Here is a 16,030-nt window from a genome sequence, read left to right on the forward strand (position 1 = left end):
AGTGCGATTGGTTCTTGGTACATTCCCGAAAAAACCAAAAACAATCCCTCTTGGTGAGATGTCTACCATGACTGAATCTGTCGACGCCTTCCTGGCCCGTCTGCAACAGCGCGACCCTGCCCAGCCCGAGTTCCACCAGGCGGTGGAAGAGGTGCTGCGCAGCCTGTGGCCCTTCCTCGAAGCCAACCCTCACTACCTCAAAGCCGGCATCCTCGAGCGCATGGTCGAGCCCGAGCGCGCCGTGCTGTTCCGCGTGTCGTGGGTGGATGACCAGGGCAAGGTCCAGGTCAACCGCGGCTACCGCATCCAGATGAGCAGCGCCATTGGCCCGTACAAAGGTGGCCTGCGTTTCCACCCGTCGGTGAACCTGGGCGTGCTCAAGTTCCTGGCCTTCGAGCAGGTGTTCAAGAACTCGCTGACCTCGCTGCCGATGGGCGGTGGCAAGGGTGGCTCGGACTTCGATCCGAAGGGCAAGAGCGATGCTGAAGTGATGCGCTTCTGCCAGGCGTTCATGAGCGAGCTGTACCGCCACATCGGCGCCGACCTCGACGTGCCGGCCGGTGACATCGGCGTGGGTGCCCGCGAGATCGGCTACATGTTTGGCCAGTACAAGCGCCTGGCCAACCAGTTCACCTCGGTGCTGACCGGCAAGGGCATGACCTATGGCGGCAGCCTGATCCGCCCGGAGGCCACCGGCTTCGGCTGCGTGTATTTCGCCGAAGAGATGCTCAAGCGCCAGGACAAGCGTATCGATGGCCGCCGCGTGGCGATCTCGGGTTCGGGTAACGTTGCCCAGTATGCTGCGCGCAAGGTGATGGACCTGGGTGGCAAGGTGATCTCGCTGTCCGACTCCGAAGGCACGCTGTTCTGCGAAGCCGGTTTGAGCGATGCCCAATGGGATGCGCTGATGGAGCTGAAGAACGTCAAGCGTGGCCGCCTCAGCGAGCTGGCCACCCAGTACGGCCTGGAGTTCCGCAAAGGCCAGACGCCATGGGCCTTGCCGTGCGACATCGCCCTGCCGTGCGCTACCCAGAACGAACTCAACGCCGAAGACGCCCGTACCCTGCTGCGCAACGGCTGCATCTGCGTGGCCGAAGGCGCCAACATGCCAACCACCCTCGACGCTGTGGATATCTTCATCGAGGCCGGCATTCTCTATGCTCCGGGCAAGGCGTCCAACGCCGGTGGCGTAGCCGTGTCGGGCCTGGAGATGTCGCAGAACGCCATGCGCCTGCTGTGGACTGCGGGCGAGGTGGACAGCAAGCTGCACAACATCATGCAGTCGATCCACCATGCGTGCGTGCACTATGGCCAGGAAGACGATGGCAGCATCAACTACGTCAAGGGCGCCAACATCGCCGGCTTCGTGAAAGTCGCCGATGCCATGCTGGCGCAGGGCGTGGTTTGATCTGAGACCGACGGGGCCGCTTTGCGGCCCTTTCGCGGCACAAGGCCGCTCCTACAGGATTGCGCGATCATCCAGATTGTCGCGTTCCCCGTAGGAGCGGCCTTGCGCCGCGAAAGGGCTGCAAAGCAGCCCCCAAGGCCCTCAGCTTTCACCCTCGATTTCAAGTATCTCGATCAGCTGATCCCCCACCGGCCGCCGCCAAACCACTTCATCCCCAGGCCCCGCGCCCAGCAAAGCCCGCCCTAACGGCGAACCCCAGTTGATCAATCCCCGGCCAGCATCCGCTTCATCCTCGCCCACCAGCCGCACCACATGCTCCAGGTCCTGCGCATCGACAAAGCGTACCCGGCTACCAATCTGCACCTTGTTGCGTGAAGCCGCTGCCGGCACCACCTGGGCACTCTGCACGCGCGCATTGAAATAACGCAGGTCGCGTTCGGTGTCGGCCAGGCGCTGCTTGTCGCCATGCTCGCCCTGCGCCTGCAGTTCGCTGCGCAAGGCATTCAGTTCGGCCACGCGCGCTTGCAGCTGGCACAGGCCGCTGGCAGTGACGTAGTTGGGTTGTTCGCTGACACGCCGCTCCACCGGCTGGTCAGCCTGGGCGGCGGCCTGGTCCTCGTTGACGAATGCTCGGCTCATGCGGGGCCTCCTTGTGCTGGAGACCATGGTGGCAGGTCGTGGGTTGCAGTGGTTGTCCGTTTGCGACGTCAGTTGCGGCGATAGGCGCGGGCGGCGCCCTGGTCCTTCTCGCGCTGCCAGTCGCGGTCGCGTTCGTCCCAGTAGCGGTCATGGTACTGGCGCTGTTCTTCGCTGTTCTGCATGGCCTGGCATTGGCGAAAGCCGTCGTCCCAACCGCTTTCGTACTGGCGGTTGTGCAGGTAGCGCGCAACGTCCTTGTGAAAATCGCCGGTCATCGGCCCGGCGGCCTGGCGGCCGCTGCTGCAGCCGTCCTCGAAACCGTCGGCGTAGGCGGGGGGATAACCTTGATTGACCATCTGTTCGTGAGTGGTCTCGCAGCCTGCCAACAGCAACAGGACACAGAGGCCCAACCAGTACCGCGACATATCCACAAGACCCTTGAAGTGATGGTGGGGAGTCTATGGGATGGTTTGTCGGGCCAATGTCAAAACAGTGTCAAAGAGTCGGTTGGTTTTCATCGAGGAGCGTATTGCCGGCTTCGCGGGTAAATCGCAGCGGCGGTTCGCCGCTGCGATTTACCCGCGAAGAAGCCAGCATCGATCAGTACTGATACCACTTCAACTCCAGCATCACTTCATTCTGCGCCGTGGCCAGATGACTGAACTGGCGCGAAGCACTCAACCGCACGCCCAGGTCCCGGCTGATCTCCCATTGCTGGTTCAGGCTCACACTGCGCCGCACCTCGCCGTTGGTGAAGTAATCGCCCTTGGCCTCCAGCGTCAGGTTGCCCAGCCCATTGCGCCACAACAGGCCGCCATTGAAGCCGGCCGCCGGTGAGACGAACTCGGCGAAGTCGTTGTGATGCTCCACCCGCAGCGTGCCCAGGGCAAAGCCCAACAGCCCGTCACTCAGTTGCCAGGTACCGCCGGCGCCACCGTTGACGTGGCTGACCAGCACTTCGTCATCATGCTTGCCCGGCACCCGTTCCAGCCCGCCCGCCACCTGCCACGACCAGGGCTTGAGCAGCTCATTGCGCGGGGTCAGCGAACGAATGGTGGCCAGGTCCAGGCGCTGCACCTGCCAGTCGTTGCCTTCGTACTGGCGCAGCTTGAGCTGGAGGATCTCGATCTGCGCGCCGAGGGGGAAGCTGTACATGTTGTCGTTGAGGTCGTGGTAGGCCATGCGCAGGCCGTACTCGGCGAAGGCGCGGTCTTCACGGGTGCCGACACCCAGCTGCCAGGTCCGCGATTGGTGGCCATCTTCAGGCAGGCCGGGGCGCTCTATTTGCAGCGCTGGCGGCGGGTTGCGATTGATCGCCCTGAGCAGCTCGAAACTGCGCGCGGCCTGGGCTGGGTCGCGTTCCTGGCCGTTGGCCCGGTAGCGCTCCAGGCGGTAGGCGGCGTCCTGCACCAGGGCCTGGCGGTCGCGGGGTAGGGCAGTGAATTCGGGGCTTTGCAGTTGCCCGGTGTCGGCGCTGAGGGCCAGCACCTGCTGTTTCTCCGCAGGCTCCAACGGCTCGGCCCGGGCCAGCAGCTCGCGCTCGCGGGACGGGCGGTAGCGCACATCGGTGACCAGCCCGGACTGCTTGACTGCCTTGACCGTGTCGGTGGGGATGGCGGTCAACGGGAACTGGGAGGTGAGGTCCAGGCTCGGGCGCGCCACCTGCAGCAGTTCGAGCAGGCGGTAGGAGCAGTTTTCGTCGAAGAAGAAATAGTCGAACTTGATCTGCTTGAGCTCCCACACATGCTCGACCATCCGTCCGGTCTCTTCCGGCGTAAGGTCCAGCTGGTACTCCCACAGGTCGCGGTTTTCCAGGCTGCGGTACTCGGACAGTTTTTCCTGGTAGGGCATGATCGCGAATAGCCCGGGGTAGCCGCCCATCAGGCCTTTCCAGGCGTAGAGGATGCTGTTGTCGCTGCCTTCGATATAGGCACCGAAGTTGATCGCGTAGCTGAGCAACGTGGTGTCGTCGCGGCGGGTGTTGGACTGGTCGATGCGCAGCAAGGTGTGGCCGAACATCGACGACGGGCTGTTGAGGTAGGCCGCCGGGAAGATCAGCGTCGCGCTGTGCGGGTCGACCGATGTGTACCAGATGGCGAACTCCTGGCAATCCGGCTTCGGCAGGTCGGTCAGGCCCAGCTGTTCGCGCAACCAGCGGGTGCGTGCCGGGAATACGCACTGCGGGTGCTTGTCGCCGAGGCTGGCCGGGGCATACAGCGCTGCGAGCGTGGCCTTGAGCTCCTGGTCTGGATGGTGCGCGCCGTCTTCTGCAAGAAAGAACCGGCTGTCGTCCACATAGCTGCGCCAGCCGCCGAGCTTGGCCGTTTCATAGTGGCCCAGGGCGATCCAGTAGGGCGTGGCGGCCAGCTGTTGCAGGCGGGCCGGGTCTGGCTGTGGTGCGGCGTGCAAGGGTGCGCTGACGATCAGCGCCAGGGTAGCGAGGCGTTTGAGCATGTCGGGCAACTACGTCTGAATGATGCCGAAGGTGGATCGCCAAGCCCGCCCCGCTGCCGGGGCGGGAGGCGTGGGGCTCATGCCTCGGTGGCGTATTTGGCCAGTTGCGGGTCGCTCTTGAGCACCGCCAGGGTGTTGCTGTGGACAGTTTCGGCAGTGACGTCGGCGCTGCTGAAGATCTGCTGGAAATGCTCGTGAGTGACGGCGGCGAAATGCGCGCGGTCTTCAGGCGCCACGCCGAGGACCACAGCGTAGGTGGTCAGGGCTTCGCCCTGGCCCTTGGCCATGTCTTCGGACAGTTCGTTCATCATGCCGTTCATGGCGAACCACGACTTGCCGCCATAGGTGAGGGAGGCCTTGGTCGAGCAACCGTTGGTGCCCGAGGTCATGCCAAAGGTTGCGTTGCCGGACGTGCCGTTGGTGGTGGAGGCCAGGAAGTGGGCCGGGGTGCCGCGCTGGCCTTCGAACAGCAGGTTGCCCCAGCCGCAGTTGGGGCCTCCCGGCGCTTCGGCCATGGCGTTGATAGAGACAGCGGCGAACAGAGTACCCAGAAGAATCCGTTTCATAGCGTTGTTCTCATTCTCAAGTGACGTACCAATGGTCAGGGTTCTGGCAACGCGGTTGCCAGCACAGGAAGTCTTGCCACCCCCCCGCGCAGCTAGGAGTTTAGGCAGGATCCAAAGGTTGCGTTGTTTATTGCGAAAAATGTCTTGCGTGATCGCCATTGTTGGGCTGCGACATAAAGTCCCGCAGAGCCTTGCAAGCTGCGCGCTGGCAGCGCCAGAATGCTTTCCATCCGCCCCGCCGAAGTAAGGAAACCCAATGCCCGATCCTGTCGCCTCGCGCCTGCGTCTCGCGCCAGAAGCCCTGACCCGGCGTTTCTCCGCTGAACAGTTTGCTTTCTCCAATACCGACGATCTGGAGCCATTTCGTGGTGTGCTGGGCCAGGAGCGTGCCGTCGAGGCCCTGCAGTTCGGCGTGGCGATGCCGCGCCCCGGTTACAACGTGTATGTGATGGGCGAGCCCGGTACCGGTCGATTCTCGTTCGTGAAGCGCTACCTGAAGGCCGAGGGCAAGCGCCAGGCCACGCCGTCCGACTGGCTCTACGTCAACAATTTCGAGGACTCCCGCGAGCCGCGTGCGCTGGAGCTGCCCGCCGGCAGCGCACAGGCATTCATCAGTGACATGAATGGCCTGATCGACAACCTGGTGGCGACCTTCCCGGCGGTGTTCGAGCACCCCTCCTACCAGCAGAAGAAAAGCGCCATCGACCGCGCCTTCAACCAGCGCTACGACCGTGCGCTGGACGTGATCGAACGTGCCTCGCTGGAAAAGGACGTGGCCCTGTACCGCGACAGCAGCAACGTCGCCTTCACCCCCATGGCCGACGGCAAGGCACTGGACGAAGCCGAGTTCGCCCAGCTGCCGGAAGAATTGCGCGAGCGTTTCCATGAAGACATCGCCCTGCTCGAAGAGCGCCTGAACGAAGAGCTGGCCAGCCTGCCGCAGTGGAAGCGCGAGTCGAACAACCAGCTGCGCCAGCTCAACGAAGAAACCATCACCCTGGCGCTGCAGCCGCTGCTGGCGCCGCTGTCGGAAAAGTATGCGGAGAACGCAGCTGTCTGCGCGTACTTGCAATCCATGCAGTTGAACCTGCTGCGCACGGTGGTCGAGCAACTGGTCGACGACAGCAAGACCGACGCCGTGGCGCGCAAGATGCTCGAAGAGCAGTACGCGCCCAACCTGGTGGTGGGCCATTGCGGCAACGGCGGCGCACCGGTGGTGTTCGAGCCGCACCCGACCTACGACAACCTGTTCGGCCGTATCGAATACAGCACCGACCAGGGTGCCCTGTACACCTCCTACCGCCAGCTGCGGGCGGGGGCACTGCACCGCGCCAATGGTGGTTTCCTGATTCTTGAAGCCGACAAGATGCTCGGTGAGCCCTTCGTCTGGGATGCACTCAAGCGCGCCCTGCAGTCGCGCAAGCTGAAGATGGAGTCGCCGCTGGGCGAGCTGGGGCGTGTGGCCACGGTCAGCCTGACGCCGCAGATGATCCCGCTGGGGGTCAAGCTGGTGATCATCGGTTCGCGCCAGCTGTACTACGCGCTGCAGGACCACGACTCGGACTTCCAGGAGATGTTCCGGGTGCTGGTCGACTTCGACGAAGACCTGCCCATGGTCGACGAGAGCCTGGAGCAGTTCGCCCAGCTGTTGCGCACCCGCACCAATGAAGAAGGCATGGCGCCACTGACCAGCGACGCCGTGGCGCGCCTGGCCACCTACAGCGCGCGCCTGGCAGAAAACCAGTCGCGGCTGTCGGCCCGTATCGGCGATCTGTTCCAGCTGGTCAGCGAGGCCGACTTCGTCCGCCAGCTGGCCAATGAGAGCATGACCGACGCCGGCCACATCGAACGTGCGCTCAAGGCCAAGGCCACGCGTACCGGGCGGGTGTCGCAGCGGGTGCTCGACGACATGCTCGCCGGGATCATCCTGATCGACACCGAAGGCGCGGCGATCGGCAAGTGCAACGGCCTGACCGTGCTGGAGGTGGGCGATTCGGCGTTCGGCATGCCAGCGCGTATTTCGGCCACCGTCTACCCGGGCGGCAGCGGCATCGTTGACATCGAGCGCGAGGTCAACCTGGGCCAGCCGATCCACTCCAAGGGGGTGATGATCCTCACCGGTTACCTGGGCAGCCGCTATGCCCAGGAGTTCCCCCTGGCGATCTCGGCGAGCATCGCCCTGGAGCAGTCCTACGGCTATGTCGACGGTGACAGCGCCTCGCTGGGCGAGGCCTGCACACTGATATCGGCGCTGTCGCGCACGCCGCTCAAGCAGTGCTTCGCCATTACCGGTTCCATCAACCAGTTTGGCGAAGTGCAGGCGGTGGGTGGGGTCAACGAGAAGATCGAGGGCTTCTTCCGCCTTTGCGAGGCCCGCGGCCTGACCGGCGAACAAGGGGTGATCATTCCCAAAGCCAACGTTGCCACGCTGATGCTCGACGAGCGTGTGTTGCAGGCGGTCGAGGCCGGGCGTTTCCACGTCTACGCCGTCAGCCAGGCCGACGAGGCCCTGAGCCTGCTGGTGGGCGAGGAGGCTGGTGCGCTGGATGACAAGGGCGAATTCGCCGAGGGCAGCGTCAATGCCCGGGTGGTCGAGCGCCTGCGGGTGATTTCCGAAATGATCAGCGAGGAAGAGATCAAGGAAGCCGAGAAGGAGCGGCTCGAGGAAGTCATCGCCCAGGCAAATCCGGCTTAAGTCAATAATCCGGCGCTGGCGGCCAAGTGCTACCGTTCAGCGCCGGTTTTCTAACTTTTCCGTAGGTCGGCTACAGTGGAACTTAAGGACGGTTACAGGGTTCAGGATGGAAACAGCCCGTTTCTTTCGGGCTGAACAGGGCTCCACAGAGGGGACGCCGCCATGCGCAACCTCAGCCTTACCCGCCAGTGCCTGGGCCTGGTGACCCGCATCGAATGCAGTATTCGCCCACTGGCCGGTGACAACGGCATGTGGACCTTGCTGTTCGCCGCCGGCATGGCCGGCGAACAACCCTCGGCGATCAAGGCCCAGGGGCCGTTCCATGGCCCTGTGGTGGCCGAGTCGGTGATGAATGCCATCGTCGACAGCCTCACCCTTCATGGTTACCAAGTCGCTGAAGACCCGCAGATCTGGTGCCTGCACCTGCAGGCGCAGTTGCGCAAGATCAATGGCGAGCGGTGCCGCAATCTTGGGGATTATCAGTTCCATCCCGAAAACTGACCGCATGCCCTCATCGCCGGCAAGCCGGCTCCCACACCTACCCTGTGGGAGCCGGCTTGCCGGCGATCGGGTTTCGGGGGGCATCTCGGGCTGCGGCAAGCCGCCGCAGGCTTTTGCTGTCACGGGTGGCTGGCTATACTCGCGCACGCTTTTCCAGTCACCTTATGAGTCCCCACTGTCCATGGAACGTATCCTCGAAAACGCGATGTATGCCTCGCGCTGGCTGCTCGCACCGATCTACTTCGGCCTCTCGCTGGGCCTGCTGGCACTGGCCCTGAAGTTCTTCCAGGAAATCATCCATGTCCTGCCCAACGTGTTTTCCCTCGCCGAGGCCGACCTGATCCTGGTGATCCTGTCGCTGATCGACATGTCGCTGGTTGGCGGCCTGTTGGTGATGGTGATGATCTCCGGCTACGAGAACTTCGTCTCGCAACTGGACATCGACGAGAGCAAGGAGAAGCTCAACTGGCTCGGCAAGATGGACTCTTCGTCGTTGAAGATGAAAGTGGCCGCGTCCATCGTCGCCATCTCTTCGATCCACCTGCTTCGGGTGTTCATGGATGCGCAGAACATCTCCACCGAATACCTGATGTGGTACGTGATCATCCACATGACCTTTGTCATCTCGGCGTTCGTCATGGGCTACCTGGATCGTTTGACCAAGCACTGATGCCTGTTCGCGGGTAAACCCGCTCCCACAGGATCTGCGCATAACCTGTGGGAGCGGGTTTACCCGCGAACAGGACGATGCGGTACAACTGACGAACGGCGCCTTGTCTAAAACCAGGTTCTGTACAAAAAATGAGCACTCAAGCGGGGGTCCCGCAGCGAGGTGCACCCATGAACCTGCAGCAGCTCAACGCCGAGGCCAGGGCTGGCCATGTCGACGAACTCAACCTGATCGCCATCGAAGGCGGTGATTATCTGCTCGAAGCCCGGGTCAAGGGCCGTGCCCACCCCCTGTCCAGCCCCAGTGGCGAGCGCTTGCGCGTGCATTCGGTGGAGGATGCGCGGGGGCTGCTCAAGGCCATCCCGATGGTCTCGATGAACCTGATGCACTGGTCCGTGCAAGATGAGATGTGCGGCATGGGTACCCACCCGGAAGAAGACCTCAAAGTCCCGATTTCCCAGCGTTCGGCCTGGTAGCTGCTCCGCGCGGCACCAGTGTGCTAGGCTGCTCGCCCTTTTCATCAGGGCGCAGATGCAGTGCGCCCTCAAGCGGAGCAAGCCCATGTCCGAACTCAATCTGTCCACCGACGAAACCCGCGTCAGCTACGGCATCGGCCGTCAGCTGGGTGGCCAGCTGCGTGACAACCCGCCACCAGGCGTCAACCTGGACGCCATCGTTGCCGGCCTGACCGACGCCTTCAATGGCGCCGAAAGCCGTGTCAGCGAAGCCGACCTGTCGGCTGCCTTCAAGGTGATCCGTGAGGTGATGCAAGCCGAAGCTGCTGCCAAGGCCGAAGCCGCCGCTGCAGTGGGCAAGGAATTCCTGGCCGACAACGCCAAGCGTGAAGGTATCGTGACCCTGACTTCGGGCCTGCAGTACGAAGTGCTGACCGCCGGTGAAGGTGCCAAGCCGACTCGCGAAGACAACGTCCGCACCCACTACCACGGCACCCTGGTCGACGGCACCGTGTTCGACAGCTCCTACGAGCGCGGCCAGCCGGCCGAATTCCCGGTGGGTGGCGTGATCGCTGGCTGGACCGAAGCCCTGCAGCTGATGAACGCCGGCAGCAAATGGCGCCTGTACGTGCCAAGCGAACTGGCTTACGGCGCCCAAGGCGTTGGTAGCATCCCGCCGCACAGCGTCCTGGTGTTCGACGTCGAGCTGCTCGACGTTCTGTAATACCGCTGGGGCCGCTTTGCGCCCCTATCGACGACAAGCCGGCTCCTATGTGGGAGCTGGCTTGCCAGCGATGAGGCCGGCCCTGCCGGCCTCAGTTCCAATCCGTTCCCCCAGGGCGCAATGCCCGCGCATAGCAGAACAGAAACAGGTTCCTCACCAGCTCCTTCAGTACCCCCGGTTCACTCGAATTCAACCCGGTCATGTCCAGGTCACCCTGGTCACGCAGCTCGTCGAGTGCGTCTTCCTCGAGCACGGCGCACACTTCGCCCGTCTCGCGATGCAGGATGCGTAAGTAGGGGTGGGGGCGTTCCAGCCAGGCGTCGATCAGATAAGTCATGGCTATTCTCCTTGGATAGCGGTTCCAATGAGAATAATTCTTATTATCAAAATAGCAAGTAACAATTGGCGGAAATGTTGCGAAGGGTGCAGGCGATCCTGTTGCAGGATCTGTCAGGGCCACCCGGGGGGCGGCCCCGAAAGGGATGTCAGACCTTGCGTACGAACTCGGACTTGAGCTTCATCGCGCCGATGCCATCGATCTTGCAGTCGATGTCGTGGTCGCCGTCGCACAGGCGGATGTTTTTGACCTTGGTGCCGACCTTGACCACCAGCGAGGAGCCCTTGACCTTGAGGTCCTTGATCACGGTGACGGTGTCGCCATCCTGCAGGACGTTGCCCACCGAATCCTTCTTCACCACGTCGTCGCTGGCTTCGGCTTCGCCGCTGGCCGACCACTCATGGGCGCACTCGGGGCAGATCAGTTGCGCGCCATCTTCGTAGGTGTATTCGGAGTTGCATTTTGGGCAGGGTGGCAGAGTGCTCACTTCGGTTCCTTGGGTTGCAGGGCATTAAAGGCGCACATTGTATAAGGTTTTGCCGAGGAAATGTGTTTTGCCTGTGCAAAGGCATTCGCGGGTAAACCCGCTCCCACAGGTTGCCCACGCCCTTCAAGAGCAGTGGGATCCCTGTGGGAGCGGGTTTACCCGCGAAGAGGGCGACGCGATTGGATTTAGTGCGTGCGCGCTACCGCAAACTCGCTCAGCTCAATCAGCGCATCCCGGTACTCACTGGCTGGCAGCACTTCCAGGCAGGCAATGGCACGGGCCACATAGTCACGGGCCATCTGGGCGGTGTAGGCCAGGGCACCCGAAGCCTCGACGGCAATGCGGATCTGCTCCAGGTCTTCGATGCCACCTTTCTGGATCGCCTTGCGCACCAGGGCAGCCTGCTCAGGCGTACCTTCACGCATGGTGTAGATCAGCGGCAGGGTCGGCTTGCCCTCGGCCAGGTCGTCGCCGACGTTCTTGCCCAGGGTTTCCGAGTCGCCCTTGTAGTCCAGCAGGTCGTCGACCAGCTGGAAGGCCACGCCCAGATGGTCGCCGAAGGTACGCAGGGCTTCACGCTGTTCGTCGGTGGCCTGGGCCAGCGCGGCGGCGCTGTGGGTCGAGGCCTCGAACAGCATCGCGGTCTTGCCGCGGATGACGTCCATGTACACCTCTTCGGTGGTGCTGGCATCGCGCACGCGCGACAGCTGCAGCACTTCGCCCTCGGCGATCACCCGGGTGGCCTTGGAGAGGATCTGCATGACCGGCATCGAGCCCAGTTCGACCATCATTTCGAACGAGCGCGAATAAAGGAAGTCGCCCACCAGCACGCTCGGCGCGTTGCCCCACAGGGCATTGGCGGTGGAGCGGCCACGGCGCATGCCGGACATGTCGACCACGTCGTCATGCAGCAGGGTGGCGGTGTGCAGGAACTCGATGGTGGCGGCCAGCAGGCGCAGGTCGTCGCCTTCGCGGCCCAGGGCCTTGCCGCACAGCAGCACCAGCAGTGGGCGCAGGCGCTTGCCGCCAGCGGAAGTGATATAGTCGCCGATCTTCGATACCAGCGGCACGCGCGAGGTCAGCTGCTTCTTGATGATCTCGTCGACGGCGCTGAAATCGTCAGCTACCGCGCGGTAGAAGGATTGGGGTTGCATCGGCTGCTCCATTGAGGTTGCGCGGCATGCTAGGTCGCGGGTATCGGTGTGTCAAGGCGCGGTGCCCGTGGGCCCTGGCCAGTACTTGCAAGCATTTCTGCGGTTGCGTACAATCGCGCACCCTAACTTCCTGGGCAGCACCTGCCTTACGCAATTGCACCGGGCCGTTCCAGCCCCATGCAGCCATGCCAGCCAATACTCATCATATAAAGCGCTGGGTGAGCAGGATTATCGGAGAAATACCATGTCTTACGCAGTAATCGTTACCGGCGGCAAGCAGTATAAAGTCGCTGAAGGTGAATTCCTCAAGATCGAAAAACTGGAAGTCGCCACTGGCGAATCCGTGACCTTCGATCGCGTTCTGCTGGTCGCCAACGGTGAAGAAGTCACCATCGGTGCTCCAGTTGTCGCTGGTGCCAAAGTTGTGGCCGAAGTGATTTCGCAAGGCCGTCACGACAAGGTTCGTATCATCAAGTTCCGTCGTCGTAAGCACCACATGAAGCGCATGGGCCACCGCCAGTGGTTCACCGAGATCAAAATCACCGGCATCCAGGCTTAATCCCCTAGATCCCCTGAATTTATTTGGAGAATTGAACCATGGCTCACAAGAAGGCTGGTGGTAGTACCCGTAACGGTCGCGACTCAGAATCGAAACGCCTTGGCGTGAAGATGTATGGCAGCCAGGTCGTCAAGGCCGGCAACATCATCGTCCGTCAGCGCGGCACCCAGTTCCACGCCGGCTACGGCGTTGGCATGGGCAAGGATCACACCCTGTTCGCCAAGATCGAAGGCGTGATCAAGTTCGAGAAGAAAGGCGAGTTCAACCGCCGTTACGTGAGCATCGTCGCCGCTTAATAGCGACGTCGCTCCAGAAGCCCCGTCATGCGACGGGGCTTTTTCGTTTGTGTTGAGCCTCTTGCAAAGCTGTTTGTTTGGGCTGCTGGCGTTGGTTTCTGGTCGTGCGGGGCCGCCGCGCTCATTTTTGCAAGAGCCTCAGGTTTTCTGGTTTTCGACTCGTCATTCGGCGAGAGGCGGTATTGAATGAAGTTTGTTGACGAAGTATCGATCCGGGTAAAAGCCGGTGACGGCGGTAACGGTTGCATGAGCTTCCGCCGCGAGAAATTCATCGAGAACGGTGGCCCCAACGGCGGTGACGGTGGCGACGGCGGCTCGGTGTACATGGTGGCCGACGAGAACCTCAACACCCTCGTCGATTACCGCTACACCCGTCATCACGAAGCCCAGCGCGGCTCCAACGGCGGCAGCACCGACTGCACCGGCAAGAAAGGTGAAGACCTGTTCCTGCGCGTGCCGGTCGGCACCACCGTGATCGACGCCTCCACCCAGGAAGTCATCGGTGACCTGATCACCCCGGGCCAGAAACTGATGGTCGCCCAGGGCGGCTGGCACGGCCTGGGCAACACCCGCTTCAAGTCCAGCACCAACCGTGCGCCACGCCAGACCACCCCAGGCAAGCCGGGTGACCAGCGCGACCTGAAGATGGAAATGAAAGTCCTGGCCGACGTCGGCCTGCTGGGCCTGCCCAATGCCGGCAAGAGCACCTTCATCCGCTCGGTATCGGCCGCCAAGCCGAAAGTCGCCGATTACCCGTTCACCACCCTGGTGCCGAACCTGGGCGTGGTCAGCGTCGACCGTTGGAAGAGCTTCGTCATCGCCGACATTCCCGGCCTGATCGAAGGCGCCTCCGACGGTGCCGGCCTGGGTATCCGCTTCCTCAAGCACCTGGCCCGTACCCGCGTGCTGCTGCACCTGGTCGACATGGCGCCGCTGGACGAAAGCAGCCCTGCCGACGCCGCCGAAGTGATCGTCAACGAGCTGACCCGCTTCAGCCCGTCGCTGGCCGAGCGTGAGCGCTGGCTGGTGCTGAACAAGGCCGACATGGTCATGGATGACGAGCGCGACGAGCGGGTCAAGGAAGTGGTCGAGCGTTTGCAGTGGGAAGGCCCGGTCTACGTGATCTCGGCGATCTCCAAGCAAGGCACCGAGAAGCTCAGCCACGACCTGATGCGCTACCTCGAAGACCGCGCCGACCGCCTGGCCAACGACCCGGCCTACGCCCAGGAGCTGGCCGAGCTCGACCAGCGCATCGAAGACGAAGCCCGTGCCCAGCTGCAGGCCCTGGACGACGCGCGTACCCTGCGCCGTACCGGCGTCAAGAGCGTGCACGACATCGGCGACGATGACGGCTGGGATGATGATTTCGAGGACGACGAAGACGGCCCGGAAATCATTTACGTGCGCGACTGATCGGTTGCAGTACACTGAACGCCGCTCTCTGGAGCGGCGTTTTTGTATCTCAGGTATCTACAGATTCGACATAGGTTGGAAGAGAAGATGCGAAGCAAGGTGACTGGCGCCAAGCGCTGGGTCGTGAAGATCGGCAGCGCGCTGCTGACTGCCGATGGCAAGGGCCTGGACCGTGGCGCCATGGCGGTGTGGGTCGAGCAGATGGTGGCCCTGCGTGAAGCGGGCGTGGAACTGGTGCTGGTCTCCTCCGGGGCCGTGGCCGCCGGCATGAGCCAGTTGGGCTGGACCACCCGACCGAGCGCGATGAACGAGCTGCAGGCCGCTGCCGCGCTCGGCCAGATGCGCCTGGTGCAGGCCTGGGAATCGAGCTTCGGCGAGCACGGCAAGCACACCGCACAGATCCTGCTGACCCATGACGACCTTTCCGACCGCAAGCGTTACCTGAACGCGCGCAGCACCCTGCGCACCCTGGTCGACCTGGGCGTGGTGCCGGTGATCAACGAGAACGACACCGTGGTCACCGACGAGATCCGCTTCGGCGACAACGACACCCTGGCCGCGCTGGTGGCCAACCTGGTCGAGGCCGACCTGCTGGTGATCCTTACCGACCGCGACGGCATGTTCGACGCCGACCCGCGCAACAACCCCGAAGCCCAGCTTATCTATGAAGCCCGTGCCGACGACCCCTCGCTCGACGCCGTGGCCGGCGGCACCGGTGGTGCCCTGGGCCGTGGCGGCATGCAGACCAAGCTGCGCGCTGCGCGCCTGGCTGCCCGTTCCGGTGCGCACACCATCATCATCGGTGGCCGTATCGAGCGCGTTCTGGACCGCCTGAAGGCTGGCGAGCGCCTGGGTACCCTGCTGTCGCCCGAGCGCGGCATGCTGGCTGCGCGCAAGCAGTGGCTGGCCGGCCACTTGCAGACCCGTGGCACCCTGGTGCTGGATGACGGTGCCGTACAGGCCCTGCGCCAAGCCAACAAGAGCCTGCTGCCGGTCGGCGTGAAGACCGTGCAGGGCAGCTTCCGCCGTGGCGAGATGGTGGTCTGCGTCGGCCCGGATGGCCTGGAAGTGGCACGTGGCCTGGCCAACTACAGCGCGCTGGAAGCGCAGAAGATCATCGGCCAGCCGTCCGATGCCATCGAAAGCGTGTTGGGCTACAGCGCCGAGCCTGAGCTGGTGCACCGCGACAACCTGGTTCTGGTCTGAGGAAGTGAACGTGCTGAAAAGGATGATTGCCGTGGCAGCCCTGGCGCTGCCGATGTTGGCCGGGGCCGAGGAGATCGGCCAGGTGCCTACCGTGTTCAAGTTCGTCGGGCCCAACGACCGTATCGTCGTCGAAGCCTTTGACGACCCCAAGGTCGAAGGCGTGACCTGCTACCTGTCGCGGGCCAAGACCGGCGGCCTGAAAGGTGGGCTGGGCCTGGCCGAGGACCGTGCCGAAGCGTCGATCGCCTGCCGTCAGGTCGGGCCGATCCACTTCAAGGGTGAATTGAAGGACGGTGAGGAGGTGTTCAAGGAGCGCACCTCGCTGGTGTTCAAGACCATGCAGGTGGTGCGTTTCCTCGACAAGAAGCGCAATACGCTGGTGTACCTGGTGTACAGCGACCGCGTGATCGAAGGCAGCCCGCAGAATGCGGTGACGGCGATTCCGATTCTGCCTTGGGCACAGCAA

General features: G+C 63.1%; 18 protein-coding genes. 11 read left to right on the forward strand and 7 right to left on the reverse strand.

Translation table 11 applies throughout. The annotated features are described in order from the left end of the window. Positions 1 to 67 precede the first annotated feature (67 nt). Positions 68 to 1,408 (forward strand): NADP-specific glutamate dehydrogenase, encoded by a 1,341-nt coding sequence (gene gdhA, locus ACQ4N9_RS11265; RefSeq protein WP_125465583.1) that lies wholly within the window; start codon positions 68 to 70, stop codon positions 1,406 to 1,408. A gap of 141 nt (positions 1,409 to 1,549) precedes the next feature. Here gdhA and ACQ4N9_RS11270 read toward each other — a convergent pair whose 3' ends face one another. From ACQ4N9_RS11270 to ACQ4N9_RS11285, 4 genes are all read right to left on the reverse strand, one after another. Beyond that, positions 1,550 to 2,047 carry a GreA/GreB family elongation factor gene (locus ACQ4N9_RS11270; protein ID WP_390970190.1) on the reverse strand — a complete coding sequence of 166 codons (498 nt, stop codon included), beginning with the start codon at positions 2,045 to 2,047 and terminating at the stop codon, positions 1,550 to 1,552. A 68-nt stretch (positions 2,048 to 2,115) separates the two neighbouring features. Further along, entirely contained in the window at positions 2,116 to 2,472 is a 357-nt protein-coding gene (locus ACQ4N9_RS11275; protein WP_390970188.1) for a hypothetical protein, read from the reverse strand. 175 nt (positions 2,473 to 2,647) lie between these two features. Next, positions 2,648 to 4,501: a DUF4105 domain-containing protein gene (locus tag ACQ4N9_RS11280; protein ID WP_390970186.1), complete on the reverse strand. Its 1,854-nt coding sequence runs from the start codon at positions 4,499 to 4,501 to the stop codon at positions 2,648 to 2,650. Between the two features lie 77 nt (positions 4,502 to 4,578). After that, on the reverse strand, positions 4,579 to 5,067 hold the full coding sequence (locus tag ACQ4N9_RS11285) for a DUF3015 domain-containing protein (RefSeq protein WP_110996202.1): 489 nt from the start codon (positions 5,065 to 5,067) through the stop codon (positions 4,579 to 4,581). 256 nt (positions 5,068 to 5,323) lie between these two features. Here ACQ4N9_RS11285 and ACQ4N9_RS11290 point away from each other — a divergent pair, with 256 nt between their 5' ends. The 5 genes from ACQ4N9_RS11290 to ACQ4N9_RS11310 all read left to right on the forward strand — a co-directional run bounded on the left by ACQ4N9_RS11290 (position 5,324) and on the right by ACQ4N9_RS11310 (position 10,112). Next, positions 5,324 to 7,762 (forward strand): Lon protease family protein, encoded by a 2,439-nt coding sequence (locus tag ACQ4N9_RS11290; RefSeq protein ID WP_390970184.1) that lies wholly within the window; start codon positions 5,324 to 5,326, stop codon positions 7,760 to 7,762. 162 nt (positions 7,763 to 7,924) lie between these two features. Further along, a complete protein-coding gene (locus ACQ4N9_RS11295; protein ID WP_390970182.1) occupies positions 7,925 to 8,263 on the forward strand; it encodes a hypothetical protein in 339 nt (112 codons plus the stop codon). Between the two features lie 181 nt (positions 8,264 to 8,444). Next, positions 8,445 to 8,933 (forward strand): TIGR00645 family protein, encoded by a 489-nt coding sequence (locus tag ACQ4N9_RS11300; RefSeq protein WP_279888505.1) that lies wholly within the window; start codon positions 8,445 to 8,447, stop codon positions 8,931 to 8,933. Between the two features lie 170 nt (positions 8,934 to 9,103). Continuing rightward, the gene (locus tag ACQ4N9_RS11305) at positions 9,104 to 9,409 is read left to right on the forward strand and encodes a DUF6482 family protein (protein ID WP_125465577.1); all 306 of its coding nucleotides are present in this window, start codon (positions 9,104 to 9,106) and stop codon (positions 9,407 to 9,409) included. Between the two features lie 85 nt (positions 9,410 to 9,494). Continuing rightward, on the forward strand, positions 9,495 to 10,112 hold the full coding sequence (locus ACQ4N9_RS11310) for an FKBP-type peptidyl-prolyl cis-trans isomerase (protein ID WP_390970179.1): 618 nt from the start codon (positions 9,495 to 9,497) through the stop codon (positions 10,110 to 10,112). 91 nt (positions 10,113 to 10,203) lie between these two features. On the opposite strand, the gene ACQ4N9_RS11315 is transcribed toward ACQ4N9_RS11310, so the two are convergent. The 3 genes from ACQ4N9_RS11315 to ACQ4N9_RS11325 form a co-directional block, all read right to left on the reverse strand. Then, entirely contained in the window at positions 10,204 to 10,449 is a 246-nt protein-coding gene (locus tag ACQ4N9_RS11315) for a PA4570 family protein (protein WP_110996196.1), read from the reverse strand. Between the two features lie 148 nt (positions 10,450 to 10,597). After that, complete coding sequence (locus tag ACQ4N9_RS11320) at positions 10,598 to 10,936, reverse strand: zinc ribbon domain-containing protein YjdM (RefSeq protein ID WP_125465575.1); 339 nt, start codon at positions 10,934 to 10,936, stop codon at positions 10,598 to 10,600. A gap of 185 nt (positions 10,937 to 11,121) precedes the next feature. Then, positions 11,122 to 12,090 (reverse strand): polyprenyl synthetase family protein, encoded by a 969-nt coding sequence (locus tag ACQ4N9_RS11325; RefSeq protein ID WP_110996194.1) that lies wholly within the window; start codon positions 12,088 to 12,090, stop codon positions 11,122 to 11,124. Between the two features lie 244 nt (positions 12,091 to 12,334). Here ACQ4N9_RS11325 and rplU point away from each other — a divergent pair, with 244 nt between their 5' ends. The 5 genes from rplU to ACQ4N9_RS11350 form a co-directional block, all read left to right on the forward strand. Next, the gene (gene rplU / locus ACQ4N9_RS11330; protein WP_060512528.1) at positions 12,335 to 12,649 is read left to right on the forward strand and encodes a 50S ribosomal protein L21; all 315 of its coding nucleotides are present in this window, start codon (positions 12,335 to 12,337) and stop codon (positions 12,647 to 12,649) included. A 38-nt stretch (positions 12,650 to 12,687) separates the two neighbouring features. Next, complete coding sequence (gene rpmA / locus ACQ4N9_RS11335; RefSeq protein ID WP_008092023.1) at positions 12,688 to 12,945, forward strand: 50S ribosomal protein L27; 258 nt, start codon at positions 12,688 to 12,690, stop codon at positions 12,943 to 12,945. 186 nt (positions 12,946 to 13,131) lie between these two features. Further along, positions 13,132 to 14,358, forward strand: a complete 1,227-nt coding sequence (cgtA, locus tag ACQ4N9_RS11340; RefSeq protein WP_390970174.1) for an Obg family GTPase CgtA — start codon at positions 13,132 to 13,134, stop codon at positions 14,356 to 14,358. A gap of 87 nt (positions 14,359 to 14,445) precedes the next feature. Further along, complete coding sequence (proB, locus tag ACQ4N9_RS11345) at positions 14,446 to 15,564, forward strand: glutamate 5-kinase (RefSeq protein ID WP_153787193.1); 1,119 nt, start codon at positions 14,446 to 14,448, stop codon at positions 15,562 to 15,564. A gap of 22 nt (positions 15,565 to 15,586) precedes the next feature. After that, a partial coding sequence (locus ACQ4N9_RS11350; RefSeq protein ID WP_430932865.1) for a CreA family protein occupies positions 15,587 to 16,030 on the forward strand: 444 nt, incomplete at its 3' end.

Origin of the sequence: Pseudomonas sp. ES1, from assembly GCF_050586605.1 — a bacterium.
GTDB classification, from domain to species: Bacteria; Pseudomonadota; Gammaproteobacteria; order Pseudomonadales; family Pseudomonadaceae; genus Aquipseudomonas; species Aquipseudomonas sichuanensis.